General features: G+C 62.3%; 12 protein-coding genes. 4 read left to right on the forward strand and 8 right to left on the reverse strand.

Translation table 11 applies throughout. The features are described from left to right. Nucleotides 1-217: 217 nt before the first annotated feature. From LVE68_RS04150 to LVE68_RS04165, 4 genes are all read left to right on the forward strand, one after another. Nucleotides 218-1,651: a basic amino acid/polyamine antiporter gene (locus tag LVE68_RS04150; protein ID WP_233005770.1), complete on the forward strand. Its 1,434-nt coding sequence runs from the start codon at nucleotides 218-220 to the stop codon at nucleotides 1,649-1,651. 16 nt (nucleotides 1,652-1,667) lie between these two features. Further along, nucleotides 1,668-2,936: an arginine deiminase gene (gene arcA / locus LVE68_RS04155; RefSeq protein ID WP_233005771.1), complete on the forward strand. Its 1,269-nt coding sequence runs from the start codon at nucleotides 1,668-1,670 to the stop codon at nucleotides 2,934-2,936. Between the two features lie 53 nt (nucleotides 2,937-2,989). Further along, entirely contained in the window at nucleotides 2,990-4,459 is a 1,470-nt protein-coding gene (nhaC, locus tag LVE68_RS04160; protein ID WP_233005772.1) for a Na+/H+ antiporter NhaC, read from the forward strand. A gap of 88 nt (nucleotides 4,460-4,547) precedes the next feature. Further along, nucleotides 4,548-5,087: an NUDIX hydrolase gene (locus LVE68_RS04165; RefSeq protein ID WP_233005773.1), complete on the forward strand. Its 540-nt coding sequence runs from the start codon at nucleotides 4,548-4,550 to the stop codon at nucleotides 5,085-5,087. A gap of 42 nt (nucleotides 5,088-5,129) precedes the next feature. Here the strand turns inward: LVE68_RS04165 and LVE68_RS04170 are convergent, their stop codons facing one another. The 8 genes from LVE68_RS04170 to LVE68_RS04205 all read right to left on the reverse strand — a co-directional run bounded on the left by LVE68_RS04170 (nucleotide 5,130) and on the right by LVE68_RS04205 (nucleotide 13,574). Further along, complete coding sequence (locus LVE68_RS04170; protein ID WP_233005774.1) at nucleotides 5,130-6,074, reverse strand: alpha/beta fold hydrolase; 945 nt, start codon at nucleotides 6,072-6,074, stop codon at nucleotides 5,130-5,132. 77 nt (nucleotides 6,075-6,151) lie between these two features. Continuing rightward, the gene (locus LVE68_RS04175; RefSeq protein WP_233005775.1) at nucleotides 6,152-6,469 is read right to left on the reverse strand and encodes a Nif3-like dinuclear metal center hexameric protein; all 318 of its coding nucleotides are present in this window, start codon (nucleotides 6,467-6,469) and stop codon (nucleotides 6,152-6,154) included. A gap of 122 nt (nucleotides 6,470-6,591) precedes the next feature. After that, nucleotides 6,592-7,446 (reverse strand): thioredoxin, encoded by an 855-nt coding sequence (trxA, locus tag LVE68_RS04180; RefSeq protein WP_233005776.1) that lies wholly within the window; start codon nucleotides 7,444-7,446, stop codon nucleotides 6,592-6,594. Nucleotides 7,447-7,518: 72 nt separating this feature from the next. Beyond that, nucleotides 7,519-8,331, reverse strand: coding sequence for a DUF4349 domain-containing protein (locus LVE68_RS04185; RefSeq protein WP_233005777.1), 813 nt, complete (start codon nucleotides 8,329-8,331; stop codon nucleotides 7,519-7,521). 155 nt (nucleotides 8,332-8,486) lie between these two features. Beyond that, nucleotides 8,487-9,824: a hypothetical protein gene (locus LVE68_RS04190; protein WP_233005778.1), complete on the reverse strand. Its 1,338-nt coding sequence runs from the start codon at nucleotides 9,822-9,824 to the stop codon at nucleotides 8,487-8,489. Then, a complete protein-coding gene (locus LVE68_RS04195; protein ID WP_233005779.1) occupies nucleotides 9,821-11,017 on the reverse strand; it encodes a C69 family dipeptidase in 1,197 nt (398 codons plus the stop codon). Before LVE68_RS04195 ends, LVE68_RS04190 begins: the two co-directional genes overlap by 4 nt. Next, nucleotides 11,010-12,380, reverse strand: coding sequence for a flavin monoamine oxidase family protein (locus tag LVE68_RS04200; protein WP_233005780.1), 1,371 nt, complete (start codon nucleotides 12,378-12,380; stop codon nucleotides 11,010-11,012). Before LVE68_RS04200 ends, LVE68_RS04195 begins: the two co-directional genes overlap by 8 nt. A 24-nt stretch (nucleotides 12,381-12,404) precedes the next feature. Beyond that, nucleotides 12,405-13,574, reverse strand: a complete 1,170-nt coding sequence (locus LVE68_RS04205; RefSeq protein ID WP_233005781.1) for a carbon-nitrogen hydrolase family protein — start codon at nucleotides 13,572-13,574, stop codon at nucleotides 12,405-12,407. Nucleotides 13,575-13,755: the final 181 nt, after the last annotated feature.

Below are 13,755 nucleotides of genomic sequence, written 5' to 3' on the forward strand. Positions count from 1 at the left end.
ATACCCGAAGGCCTTGTTCATCCTTCAACTATAGATGTTGCCTGTGACAGCCCGCCCGGGCAGTGCCTTTGGCGCCAGGGCCCAGGTGCGGAATGGCCGGGTACGCAGATGAACTGGATAACGCCATTTTTACTTCCCGCTGGAATATTGATGCAACTGCGGGACATGCAACCACACCATCTACACTTGCTGTTGTAGCAATTGGTGGGTATTCCCGATGGCCTCAGAGCAAGAGCGCTACCTGAATCGCACCACCATGATGGGCATGGTGGTGGGCTCCATGGTGGGCGCGGGGATATTTTCCCTGCCAGCCACCTTCGGGAACGCCACCGGCCCCTTCGGCGCACTGATTGCCTGGACCATTGCCGGCACCGGCATGCTGATGCTGGCCTTCGTATTCCAGTTCCTGGCGGTGCGAAAACCGGACCTGGATGCGGGTATCTTTACCTACGCGAAGGAAGGATTCGGCAACTACCCGGGGTTTATCGCCGCATTCGGTTTCTGGGCCGGCAGCTGCCTGGGGAACACCACCTACTTTATCCTGATCAAGTCCACACTCGGCGCCGCCATCCCGGCCTTCGGTGAAGGCAACACCGTTCCCGCAGTCTTTGTGTCATCCATCGTGCTGTGGTCGATCCACTTCATGATCCTGCGGGGAGTCAAGCAAGCCGCCTTTATCAACAAGATCGTGACTGTAGCCAAAATCATCCCCATCATCATGTTCATTGTGATCGTGGCGTTTGCGTTCAAGAAAGACCTGTTCGTGGAAAACTTCTGGGGTGGTGGTGAATACAATTTCCGCGATGTAATCGGGCAGGTGCGACGCACCATGCTGGTTACCGTATTCGTGTTTATCGGTGTCGAGGGGGCAAGCGTGTTTTCCCGCTACGCCAGAAATCGCTCCGACGTGGGCTGGGCCACGGTGATGGGGTTCCTCGGCGTGCTGTGCCTGATGATCCTGGTAACCCTGCTGCCCTACGGCGTCCTGCTCCGTCCGGAGATCGCCGATCTGCGCCAACCCTCCATGGCCGGCGTCTTGCAGGCGGTGGTAGGAACCTGGGGCGCCGTGTTTGTCAGTGCCGGCCTGATCGTTTCCGTGCTCGGTGCCTACCTGGCCTGGACCCTGTTATGTGCAGAGGCACTGTTTACCGCGTCCAGATATGAGCTGGTACCGAAAGCGTTCGGTCACGAAAACAAAAACGGCGTGCCGTCGACGGCCCTGTGGCTGACCAATATCCTGGTGCAGATCTTCCTGATCCTGACCATCTTTGCCCAGTACGCGTTCGACCTGACCCTCGAAATGACCAGTTCCATGACGCTGATCCCCTACCTGCTGGTGGCCGCCTATGGCCTGAAACTGGGACTGACGCGGGAGACCTACGAATCGGACCCGGGACGGCTCCGCCGCCGCGAGATGGCATTCGCTGCCATTGCCTGTATTTACTCAATATTCATAATTATCGCCGGGGGCCTGGTGTACGTGCTGCTCGGTTGCATACTGCTGGCCCCCGGCAGCCTGCTGTTTATTTTTGCCCGCCGCGAACTCAAGCTGCGGACGTTCACGCCAATCGAGCTGGTGCTCTTCTCAGCCATAGTACTCGGGGCCATCGTGGGTATTTACGCACTGGTCACCGGCGCCATTACGCTGTAAACCGGAGATTCGCCACATGGCCAAAGCCAAACCGGAATCCAAAGCCACACTCGGCGTCCACTCTGAAGTGGGCCAGTTGCGCAAGGTTATGGTCTGCGCCCCCAGCCTCGCCCATATGCGCCTGACGCCCACCAACTGCGACGACCTGCTGTTCGATGATGTGCTCTGGGTCCAGAACGCCAAGCGGGATCACTTCGATTTCATGACCAAGATGCGGGATTTTGATATCGAAGTGCTGGAAATGCACAACCTGCTGGCGGAGACGGTGGCGGTACCGGAAGCCAAAAAATGGCTGCTGGATCGCAAGGTGACCCCCAACAACGTGGGCCTCAGCCTGATGGACGAAACCAGGGCCTACCTGGAAAGCCTGGAGCCGCGCAAACTGGCGGAATTCCTGATCGGGGGCCTGTCGGTAATGGACCTGCCGGATGAGTTCAGCCAGTCCGAGTTCTTCGAGCTGGCACGGGAAGCCCATGGCGCCACCGAGTACCTGCTGCCTCCACTGCCCAATACCCTCTACACCCGCGACACCACCTGCTGGATCTACGGCGGGGTATCCCTGAACCCGCTGTACTGGCCTGCGCGCAAGGAAGAGACTTTCCTGACCACCGCTATTTATAAGTTCCACCCGGACTTCAAGAAAGAAAAGTTCGAAGTCTGGTGGGGCGACCCGGATACCAACTTCGGGCTGGCTACGGTGGAAGGTGGCGACGTGATGCCGGTGGGCAATGGTGTGGTGCTGATCGGTATGAGCGAGCGCACCTCGCGCCAGGGGATCTCGCAGCTGGCGGCGGCACTGTTCGAAAAGGGTGCAGCACAACAGGTGATTGTCGCGGCCATGCCCAGGCTGCGCTCCGCCATGCACCTGGATACCGTTTTTACTTTCGCCGACCGGGATCTGGTAACGCTGTACCCGGAAATCATGGACCAGGTGCGCCCGGTGGTAATCCGGCCCGGGGATTCCAGGGGCAGCCTCCATGTCACCCTCGAGAACAAGCCCTTTACCGAAGTGGTGGCGCGGGCACTCAACTTCAAGAAACTGCGCGTGGTGGAAACGGGCGGCGACGCCTACGCCGCCGAGCGGCAACAGTGGGACAGCGGCAACAACCTGGTCTGCGCCAGGCCTGGTGTGGTGTTTGCCTACGATCGCAATACCACCACCAACACTTACCTGCGCAAGGAAGGTATCGAGGTGGTCACCATTGTGGGTGCCGAACTGGGCCGCGGCCGCGGTGGCGGTCACTGTATGACCTGTCCCATCGTGCGTGACCCGGTGGATTTCTGACACCTTGCGGGCCTGTTCTCGCCGGGCCTGCGTCAGCGGGTTAATAGAAACGGATGGATAAGAGCAACAATGCACCTCCGGTGCGTGAGCCATCACTGGCTGATGCTTTCATTCCCCTCGTTGCCCTGGCGCTGCTGATCGGCAGCTCCCTGGCACTGTTTGGCATGGAGGCCCTGGACGGTCCCATCCAGGCAGCGCTCATCATCTGCTGTATGGTGGCGGCACTGATTGCGATGAAGAACGGTCATCGCTGGGAGACGGTGCAGAAGGCCGGCCAGGCGGCGATGGGATCGATTACCAGCGCCATTTTTATCCTGCTGGCGGTGGGCGCGCTGATTGGCACCTGGAACCTGTCCGGCACCATCCCCACCCTGGTCTATTACGGTATCCAGTTTCTCTCACCCACCTGGTATTACGTGGCCACGGCCATTATCTGCGGCCTGATCGCCATGTCGATCGGCAGTTCCTGGACCACCGCCGGAACCATCGGGGTAGGCCTGGTGGGGATCGCCGCGATGCTGGAGGTGTCCACCGCGATTACCGCCGGGGCGGTGATATCCGGTGCCTACCTGGGTGACAAGAACTCACCGCTATCGGAGACCACCATACTGGCGGCCCAAATGGTCAGGGTCGACATCTATACCCATATCCGCAACCAGATGTGGACCTCGGTACCGGCCTTCCTGCTGGCGGCGGTTGTATTCACCCTGCTGGGACTCGGCCGGGTGGAGGCACCGGGCCAGAGCGATTTGCAGAGCGCCGTTGAACTGGAGGCGCTCAACGGCATTTACCGCATCACCATCCTGAACCTGCTGCCTCTGGCCCTGCTGGTATGGCTGTCGATCCGCAAGTACCCGGCGTCCATCAGCCTGCTGCTGTCCGCGCTGTTTGCAGGAGTACTTGGCGCTTTCCTGCAGCCGCAGGTCTACGCCGGGTTCGTCGGCGAAGATTCCGGGCTCTCCATCGTGGAGGCCATCAAGGCAACCTGGCTGGCCATGGCCAGCGGTTTCAGTATGGAATCGGGCATTGCCGATGTAGACCAGCTGCTGTCCCGCGGCGGCATGGCCAGTATGCTGTTCACCCTGTGGCTGATTATGGGCGCGGTCACCTTCGGTTCCCTGCTGGATGAATTCGGGCTGATTCACCGCCTGATCGATCCGTTGATCGACCGCGCCAAAACCACGGGCGGGCTGTTCCTGACCGTATTCGCCAGCGCCTTCGGCCTAAATATCATTGCCGGTGACCAGTACATCGCGCTGGTCCTGCCTACGCGCGTCTACCGCGCCGAGTTTGCCAGGCGCGGACTCGCGCCCCAGAACCTATCGCGCCTGGCCGCGGACTGCGGCACAGTCACCTCGCCGCTGGTCCCCTGGAATTCCTGCGGCGCCTTTATGGCAGCAGTGCTGGGCGTGCCCACCCTGGTCTACCTGCCCTTCTGCATATTCAATATCGCCAGCCCGATCCTGAGTCTGCTGCTGGGCTATACCGGTTTCAAGGTAGTGCGACTCGACAGTCCACCATAGAAGCCTCCCGGGGCCTGAGCCAATCCCGATATCCCCAGCCATACGCACCGGCGCTGACGCCGGGGAAACTCGCACGTATAATGCCGCCATGAAATTCTGTAGCCATTGCGGCAGCGATGCCGTCACTTTCTCCATCCCCGAAGGCGACGACCGGCCCCGCCACCTGTGCGGCGGCTGCGGGGCAATCCACTACATCAACCCACGCGTAATCGTCGGCGTGTTGCCCTACCTGGGCGACGAAGTGCTGCTGTGCAAGCGTGCCATCGAACCCCGGCTGGGGCTGTGGACCCTGCCGGCAGGCTTTATGGAGAATGGTGAGACCAGCGAGGAAGGTGCCCTGCGGGAGAGCTGGGAAGAAGCGCGAGCCAATATCCGCGTAGACGACCTGTATACCGTGTATGACATTCCGCATATCAACCAGGTTTACCTGATCTACCGCGGCGAGCTGACCGACACCAACTTCGGTGCCGGCCCGGAGTCGCTGGAAGTGGAACTGTTCCGGGAAGAGGAGATTCCCTGGGACGAGATCGCCTTCCCGATTATGTCAGAGACCCTGGGGCACTACTTCGCCGATCGCCGCGAGGGACGCTACCCCCTGCACCGCGGTGTGATTACGCGGAAGCTGTGAGCCGGGCAAACCACGAATACATGGCGGCCGTCCCGGCCGCCTTCACCGCCGATCCAGCGACTGGGCCAGCAGCCAGCGGTAAAGGTCCTCCCCCGCATAGACGCGGACCCACACATCGTGCGGCATATCCTCGTGCACGGTGAAGCGCACGTCGCCCCCGAGTTCTTCCAGGCGGTTGATACCGGCGTAAAAATCCGACTTGTCGACAACCCGGTCGCGACCGCCGGCAAAGGCCCATACCGGCAGGCTGTTGTCAGCGATTGACGGCATCAGGTCCGGGTGGCCCCAGCCCGCTACCGGCGCCACCGCGGCAAAACGCTGGGGGTAACGGCTGGCCATATACCAGCTGCCGAAGCCACCGTAACTGAGGCCAGTCAGGTAAACCCGCCGCTTGTCGACCCGGTACCCCGATGCGACCTGGTCCAGCATCTGCACCAGGTCTGTCTCCACCCTGTCCCAGCCCAGGGGCAAGCCAATCGGCCGCTCCTCCCAGCCGGCGACTTCTTTCCCCGGTCCCATCTCGCCACGGGCCCCCATATAAAGGCGCTCGGGAACACCATCTGCGAGTCGCTGTGGAATCTGTTCCCGCGAGCGGTCGGCAATATAGGGGACTTTCTCGTCCATACCGAACATATGCAGTTGCGGCACCACGATGATAAAGGGCAGGTCGCGTTTCTGGATCCAGGCCTCGTAGAGCGGGCCGTGGACCAGGGTGAAATCCAGCTCATCCCGGCCATTGCCCCGCTCACCGTTGCCATGCAGGAAGAGCAACAGCGGCCACTTCCGGCCCGGATGGTTTTCGTAGCCCCGGGGCAGGTAGACAAAGAATTCCCGCTCGGCACCGTCCGCCTGGCTGGTATATGGCAGCCGCACCAGTCGGGGCTCACTCTCCAGCGGTACTGCTCCGGCACTGCCCGACTGCTGCTCGCAGCCCATCACCAGTAAAATAACCAGGCAACAGAGATAGCGGACCGATGGTGCCTGCATGGGTAATTCCTTTTGGCGATTATCGTGTTGTTATGCTGCATGCTTTTTCCCTGGCGGCACGGTCGGGGCTGGCGTGCTCAGTTACAGCGGTCGTCCAGCTTCCACAGGTCGAAGGCGGGTTCCTCGTAAGGGTGGGCCGCGCGCATCGCCGCCAGCGCCTCACCCACCAGGTCGTCGGCACAGACCAGCTCCACCCGGTATTCATTGACCTGTTCCACCTCACCGCTCTGGCCGATAAACGGCTGGCTGCCCGGCAGTGGCCTGAACTGGCCGGTGCCGGCTACTTGCCAGCAGCAACTGTCGTAGTCGCCGATCCGGCCGGCACCGGCGACGAACAGGGCCTGCTTGACGGGTTCGAGGTGGGTCTCGGGAATGTAAACGCAGAGTTTGTACATGGTGTCAGTACCGCCTCCGGGGAGTCATCGTGTCGGACACCGCGGCCCGTGAGTGGGTCGCGGAATACTTGCGGCAAGCCAGGCGGGCCGTTGCCGCCCGGCCTGGCAACAGGGAACAACTATCAGTAAAGCAGTGTCATCAGCTTGCGCTGGTACTGGGTCGCCAGCGGGTCACCCGCTCCCAGGCTTTTGACCATATCCAGGTAGGCCTGCTTGGCCGCACCATCGGCGTAATTGATGTCGCTGCGCAGGATATCCAGCAGCAGGTCCAGTGCTTCCTGGGTGCGATGGGCCTGGCTGTACTGCACCGCCAGCTTATAGGCGGTGTCGAAATCGCCCGGGTTGCTCTCCAGCGCCTCCTGCAGGGACTTGATCTCCGGGGTTTCCGCCGCCTGCTGCTTCAGTTCCAGCTGGGACATCAGCTGCTGGTAATCGCTGTCCTGGTCTGCCAGCAGGATCTTGCCCAGTACCTCCTCGGCTTCCTGGGTGCGATTCTGCTCCAGCAGTACCGCCGCCAGCTGCTTGGCAATATCCTGGCGCTCGCCGGACTCGCCGTAGGCCTGGCGCAGTACCGGCAGGGCCTCGTCCAGCTTTCCCTCAGCCACCAGCGCCTTGCCCTGCTCCAGTTTCAGGTCCCAGGGCTTGGGCAGGTACTTGTCCAGCATCTCGCGGATCTGCTTCTCCGGCTGGGCACCGGCGAAGCCATCCACCGGCTGGCCTTCCTTCAATACCATCACCGTGGGCAGGCTGCGCACGCCCAGCTGCCCCGCCAGCATCTGCTCGGTATCGGCATTGACCTTGGCCAGCAGGAACTGGCCGGCATACTCGGAGGCGAGTTTTTCCAGCACCGGCATCAGCTGCTTGCAGGGTTCGCACCAGTCGGCCCAGAAGTCCACCACCACCGGGCGTTTCATGGATTCCTCGATCAGCACCTGCTGGGCGTTTTCCGCCGTGACATCGACAATGAATTCGTTCACAACCACTCCTGAATCTGATTTTGGGCGCAGTTTACCCGATCGCCCAATTTCCAACCAACACCCATCACCCTGTCAGTGATGCTTCCGGCGCACACGAACCCATACCAGGCGCGCCAGGTAGAGCAGGAACAATCCCAGCAGCATCCACGGCAACAGGTAGGCCACTGCCGTCACGGTATCGGCTATCCCTTCCGACAATTGCCCGCCAAAGCTGCGGAATGCCCCGGCAATGGGCTGCGCAAACGATTTCTGCGACAGCGATAACAGCTGGATTTGCACCCGGTCCATCTCCACCCGTTGCAGCAGCCGGCTGCGCTTGCCCTCGGCCATTTCCAGGTCGGACTGGACCCGGGCCAACTCCGATGCCACTTTGACCAGAGCCTCGATATCGTCGGTTGTGCGCTCGCTCAACCCTTCCAGCCGGGCGCGGTAATCCCGCAGCATTTCCACCCGCTTCTGGTTATCCACGATGGCGTCGCCCAGGTCCTCAATACTGGTGGAACGCCCGGTTGTAGTACCGCCGCCCGCGGCCACCTCCAGCAATGCCGGCACGCCTCCCGGCAGCAAGCGCACCTCGATCCGCCCGCTGACATAATTGCTGGTATTCAAGCGGCTATCCAGCAGGGTGCAGCGGTACTTCGCATCGTCGGCACACCATGCCAGCAATGACTCGTAACGTTCCTCCAGCTCATCCACCGCATACTCCACCGAAACAGAATGGGTATATGCGAGGTACTTTGTGCGCTGGCGCTGGATGTCCGCGACCTTGAGCGCCGCACTCTGCCCGGCTGGTTCAGCCATCCGGGCAGAATCATCGCTGGAATCGCGACTGCAAGCGCTGGCCAGGAGCAGAACCAGCAGCACAAATAAAAATCGGTTACTCATCAACGGTATCCATATCGACAGGGAGAATCAGCGGGTCAGCGCAAAGGTTCTCTGCGCCACAACCCGGATGCACAGCGGTAGCGGCGCCCTTATGGAGGTCCCGTTCCAGGCTGCCACGGGCTGGGGCGCAGTCCACCGCTGATGACTGCTCGCTGTTACCAGTCCAGCGAGGATGGCAGTCGCGGTGAGGACAGAAGGGTCGCAAACCGTTGCCAGCGTTCTTCCGGGGAGCCGGCCTGCTCCACATAGTCAGCCACCAGCTGTTTGCCCCAGTTATAATTGATTACGTAGGCACCATAGGTGTCGACAAAGCGCTTGCGCTGGGCGGCGCGCTCGGGGCTGCGCAGGCCATAGGCCTGGAACAGTTCCACGACTTTCCCACCATCGATCTCGCCGTCGATATACTGGCGCGCGATCTCATTCTCGGCAAAGCCCAGCTGCTCCTGGAGCTCCAGCACCCGGGCATATTTTTTCGCATCTGCCGGGTCCAGCCCCGCCAGGGGGTAGAGCACACTCTTTTCAAACCCCAGTTTTTCCCCGCCCGGGAAAGCCAGCTCGATACCGTAGTTGGCGCTGCCCTCGGCAATCAGGGACTGCGGGCTGAACAGCGGGTAGACACTGTATTCAATCCAGCCACGGTCCTTTACCAGCGACTGCTCCAGCAGGGCATTGTAGGTGTGGTGGCCCGGGTAACCCTCGTGGCAACCCAGGTCGACAGCGCGGTCGATCATCACCGGCAGCTCGGTATTTACCTGGATCAGGCTGTGGGCGTCCCCCTGGTACCAGTTGTAGCCGCTCCAGGGCTTGTCGGTGACATATTCCAGCTTGAAATCCTCGTTTTCCGGCAGCTCGATATACTGCCGGGTCCGCTCACGGCAGGCATCGATGGCCGCATCGAATACCGCCGGCAGCTTGTCTGCGGGGATTGCGAACCGCTCCTTGAACTCTTTGACACGGAGATGCAGTGGTTGATCTCCCGGTAGTATTTTCTCCAGTTCCGCCAGCACCGGCTCGAACTCGGCCAGCTCGCGTTTCGGCGGCCGGGTGTCGTAGAGCTGCCGGGCATCACTTTCAAAGGTCCGCTCACGTGCGCCCGCCAGTGTTTCGGCATGTGCCCGGAGCGCGCGCAACTGGGTTTTCAGGTAGTGCTGCCGCAGTGTGTCCATATCGTCGCCCGGCTCGATATCCCCCGGTAACTGGTCGATCAGCTCTGCGGCCCGCTCGGCCAGCTCGGCGGCACTGGCATCACTGGATTCCGCCTCGGTGCGCAGCGCCTCGGGGCCGTAATAGGCATCGACATAGCTTTTGTCGTGGTTGCCCAGTTCCAGCACCAGCTTTACGTACTCTCGCGCCAACCGGTCTATATCCACCCGGCTCTCCCCGCCAGGTTCTGACACGGGTTGGTCGCCCGCGCTCTCTGCCGGTCGCTCACCGCAGCCAGCCAGGGTCAGGAGAGAAAATAAAATGAAGCAAGCCAGGTTGCGAATGGTCATGAGTGCTCCTGCATGATGTATCCACGGTTTTCCGGAAGTGGTTTCCCGGTAAAAACTCTTTCGGACCAGTAGCGTGCCCTCTGGTCCGCCACACGATTATCGCCGCGTTCGAGGGCGGCAAAGACAGCCCGCTCGGCCTCCTCCAGCTGGGGCTGTAGTTCCCGGCGACGAACGGGCTCACGATCGATCCACTGCGCGCACCACGCCCGGTGCCGCTCCCAGCCGTCGCGCTCACATACGTACCAGCACCCGGCAAAGCCTACCGGCTTGAACAGGCTGCTGCATGTCAGCGCAGTTCCGGTAAAGGCAATCCGCGGAGCGCCCTGCCCCAGCGCGACAATCATGGCGTTGGCAGTCTGTGATGGCCGCAGCCAGGGAAGCAGGGACCCGGATGGTGCCGCATGCATGCACAGGTCCGCGTTGCCACCAGGCTGCCGGTATCGATGCTGGCGAAGGATACCGGCAAAATCCGCAAAGCCAACACTATCCGCCTCGAGCGCATTCAGCGCCTGCAATGCGGCGCCGCGCCGACGGCGTGTGGCGCCGAAAAAAGGCAGCAGGCGGGTGTCGTTGTCACGATCAAAACGGCCGCCCCGTTCGCGAACCGCCTCGCTGGCAAGTTCGTAATCACTGCCAATGGTCAGCCCGTTGGAGATGGCGTCATACTTTTTTACCCGCCGGGCCACCCATTCGCGCCCGGCAGTTTCCAGCTTCCAGGTTTCCGTCCTGTCGGCAATCAGGAAACTGTTGTCATAACGCACATTACGTCGCGATTCCCCCTGGCTGAAACCGGCGGGGCCGCCCTGCCCGAATTCCCGCAACAGGTCGACGATGACCCGCAGCGCCGCTGCGGCGCTGTCGGCCCGTTCCAGGGCCAGGCGCACCAGGTCCATCCCCAGCAGGGCCACACCGGCACGCTTTACCCGCCGGGAGAAAATGGCCTCGTTACCAATGGCTACACCACATTCATTCACCCCCATCTCCGCGCCCCACATCCATGCCGGCCGGCCAACTACGCAAGCATAGCGATCAGGCACCTGCGGGATCTCAAGCCAGGTACAGCGGAGAACTGAAGCACTGTCGCCGCGCACTGCCGGGATTACTTCAACCCGCTGCGCCTCCAGGGGGTCGCGGTCGCTGTTCTTGGCCAGCCAGGTGGTGTCGCCAGCGCGGTACACCAGCGTGTCACACATGTTCGGCCCCGGCTGGCAGCATCATCCACTTCACTTCGCGCACAGCCCGCTCGGCAGACTCCAGGGCACCCTCCATATAGCCGTACCAGCGCGTGGCGAACTCGGTACCGGCCCAATGAATGTTCCCGTTCGGGTCCCGCAGGCGCTCACCGTGGCGGGTCCATGCGCCCGGGGGGAAATAAGCGGCGTAGCACCCGCGGGTCCAGGGCTCGCTGCTCCAGTCCTTGTCGATATATTCCTCCGGTGAACGAGCCCGCTCGCCGAAAAAGCCGGCAAAACAGTCCAGCACAACCTGCCGGCGTTCATCGGGTGCCATAGCGCTGTAATGTCGTGCGGCATCGCCCTCGAGGAATCCCATGAGCAGGCCGGAATCCCTTCCCGGCTCGGAGTTATCGAATGTCACCCGCACCGGCCCCCGGGTACTGGTCACCTGGCCGGACAATTGTGAATCGCGCCAGAAGGGCCGGTCGTAACGGGCGATACACTTGATACAGGCTCCTGCCGGCATTCTTTGCAGCGCCTGGTCACGCCAGGCCGGCAATTCCGGCTCAAAGCGGATGCGCAGGGCCTGGTTGGGGGGAATGGCGATGATCAGTCGCCGGCAGAGGATTGCGCCCCCGCGGTAATGCACCTGCAGGCGCTGGTCCGCGGTCCGGCTAATACTCTCGACCGGGCTGTTGAGCCGCACACTTGGCCCCAACTCCGCTGCCATGCGCTCGCACAGGCCGGCCGTCCCCCCGCGCACCCGGTCCTGCTGGGCGCCGCCGGTCACTGCCAACAGCTTCTCCAGGGAATCCCCGGAACGCGCGTAAAACAGGGCATGCAACAGGGAGATATCGCCGGGCTCGGCAGCAAAGACCGCGCCCACCGCCACAGCAAACAGGCGCCGGGCGGTGCGGGTCCGGCAGTTCTGCCGGATCCAGGTCTGCAGTGTCATGCCATCCCAGTGGGCTGCCTGGCGATGGGCCCAGGGGGTGGAGGGATCGATGGAACGGGCCATTTTCTCGAAGCGGGCCATGGCCATACCCAGGTCCACCATGGCGAACGGATTGATCCGCGGGACAGTACCGCGGTAGCGGCGCGCCCCCCGGTCCAGGAACAGCAGGTTGTCGCCCTCGTCATGCAGGGGCCAGGTCACCGCCCCCAGTTCCTCTACCAGGCGATACATCCGTTCCTGGCCCGGGCCGAGCCACTGGCCACCCAGGTCCACCGTGTCGCCATTGGCAAAAACATGGTTGAGCAGCCGCCCCCCTACCCGGTCGCGTGCCTCGAGCACGCGCACCGAATAATCCCGGTGCAACAGGCGGGCGGCCTGCAGCCCGGAAATACCGCCCCCGAGAATTGCCACATCGACTTCTTCCATCGCGCTTCTCCTGCCCAAACGCTGTTATTGGTCTGCCATTTCCGGGGTAAGCCCACTGCGGCCTGGCGGTGGCAGCCAGATGCTGGAAATTACCGCACCATCCCGCTGTGCTCCCTGTAGCACGCGCCCGTGCACCACGGCTGTGGTACGACCGTCATCCCCCAGGTCCCACAGGTCGCCCCGCAGGAAAGTATTGATGCCCCCGCGCAGGTGCCGGCCGCGACCGGCCAGGGCGTAGCGGTACCAGGCTTCGCCCTCGCTGATATGACCCACATCCCCGGGGTCTACGTCTTCCGGCGCGCCCGCGCCGTTATAGCCCTGCCAGGGTTGTGCCCATATGCCACTGGGCGTGGAAAACGATGGCACCGCGACGAGATCCGCCCCGGACACCTGGGCCCAGGTATCCGGGTACCAGCTGTCAGCGCAGACCAGGACGGCCAGGCGACCGGCCGGGGTATCAAATACCGGCAGTGGTGCCCGGGAGGGACGCGTAAAGGGGAGTTCGCTCTCAATCGGGTAGACTTTGCGCACCGGACCATGGATATCCCCACCGGCGTCGAATACGAAACTACTGTTGTACAGCGGGCCGTCACCGGGCTGGATCGACTGCCCATCGACGGCGGGGTCCGGCAGCACGATGGACCCGGCAACGACCGTCACCCCAAACTTTGTGGCGAGCCCGGAAAATACCTCCTGGTATTCACTGGCCATAACCTCCGCCTTGGCGTTGAACAGGGCTGCGGCAAAGGGATCTGCCGTGTCGCCTGCGGCCACTTCCCGATAGAGAGCGCTGGAAAATGTGGGCAGGTTACCCAGCGCCGCCCATACCATGGCAGAGGCAGTACCGCCTGCACGGAAAGTGAGCAACCCCTCCCCGGAGGCCACCAGCCAGGTGCCGATATGCTCCGGGAATACCACTACGGTGCGCGGGCCGAGCCAGCCCTCCCGATCGGCCCGGGCCAGGTAGCCATGCAGCTTGCGGTGCAGCTGAGCCCCATCAATGTAATCGGCTGGCTGCAACCAGGGCTGGATGGACACGAGGTTGGCCGCCCCGGCGACGGGTGCATTGAGTTTTTCCAGCACTGGCGGCGCTGGCCCGGCGGCACCCTCCACAGGAGGGACGGCCGGTAGCTGGGCGAGCAGTACCGGGATCGCAAGGACGAAGAACAGTGACAGCAATCGTTTTCTTGTCATTATTTTTTAGTCGCCTGCCGCAGCAGCGGAGCAGGTTTACCGGGCAGGCAAATGATGCCAAATAAGGACCAATGTACCACCGCTGGACGATAACTGGCACCCCGTTTGCCAACCTGGCCGCATCAACGGGATCACCGTCCCCAGACTACACTCGTGGTGACCGTCCCGGAAACCCCCATAC

The organism is Microbulbifer sp. YPW16 (assembly GCF_021290385.1).
Classification (GTDB): domain Bacteria; phylum Pseudomonadota; class Gammaproteobacteria; order Pseudomonadales; family Cellvibrionaceae; genus Microbulbifer; species Microbulbifer zhoushanensis.

What these genes read in the sequence shown, in the direction of transcription:
- LVE68_RS04150 (WP_233005770.1), top strand. Translation starts at nt 218, where the DNA reads ATGGCCTCAGAGCAAGAGCGCTACCTGAATCGCACCACCATGATGGGC.
- arcA (WP_233005771.1), top strand. Translation starts at nt 1,668, where the DNA reads ATGGCCAAAGCCAAACCGGAATCCAAAGCCACACTCGGCGTCCACTCT.
- nhaC (WP_233005772.1), top strand. Translation starts at nt 2,990, where the DNA reads ATGGATAAGAGCAACAATGCACCTCCGGTGCGTGAGCCATCACTGGCT.
- LVE68_RS04165 (WP_233005773.1), top strand. Translation starts at nt 4,548, where the DNA reads ATGAAATTCTGTAGCCATTGCGGCAGCGATGCCGTCACTTTCTCCATC.
- LVE68_RS04170 (WP_233005774.1), bottom strand. Translation starts at nt 6,074, where the DNA reads ATGCAGGCACCATCGGTCCGCTATCTCTGTTGCCTGGTTATTTTACTG.
- LVE68_RS04175 (WP_233005775.1), bottom strand. Translation starts at nt 6,469, where the DNA reads ATGTACAAACTCTGCGTTTACATTCCCGAGACCCACCTCGAACCCGTC.
- LVE68_RS04185 (WP_233005777.1), bottom strand. Translation starts at nt 8,331, where the DNA reads ATGAGTAACCGATTTTTATTTGTGCTGCTGGTTCTGCTCCTGGCCAGC.
- LVE68_RS04190 (WP_233005778.1), bottom strand. Translation starts at nt 9,824, where the DNA reads ATGACCATTCGCAACCTGGCTTGCTTCATTTTATTTTCTCTCCTGACC.
- LVE68_RS04195 (WP_233005779.1), bottom strand. Translation starts at nt 11,017, where the DNA reads ATGTGTGACACGCTGGTGTACCGCGCTGGCGACACCACCTGGCTGGCC.
- LVE68_RS04200 (WP_233005780.1), bottom strand. Translation starts at nt 12,380, where the DNA reads ATGGAAGAAGTCGATGTGGCAATTCTCGGGGGCGGTATTTCCGGGCTG.
- LVE68_RS04205 (WP_233005781.1), bottom strand. Translation starts at nt 13,574, where the DNA reads ATGACAAGAAAACGATTGCTGTCACTGTTCTTCGTCCTTGCGATCCCG.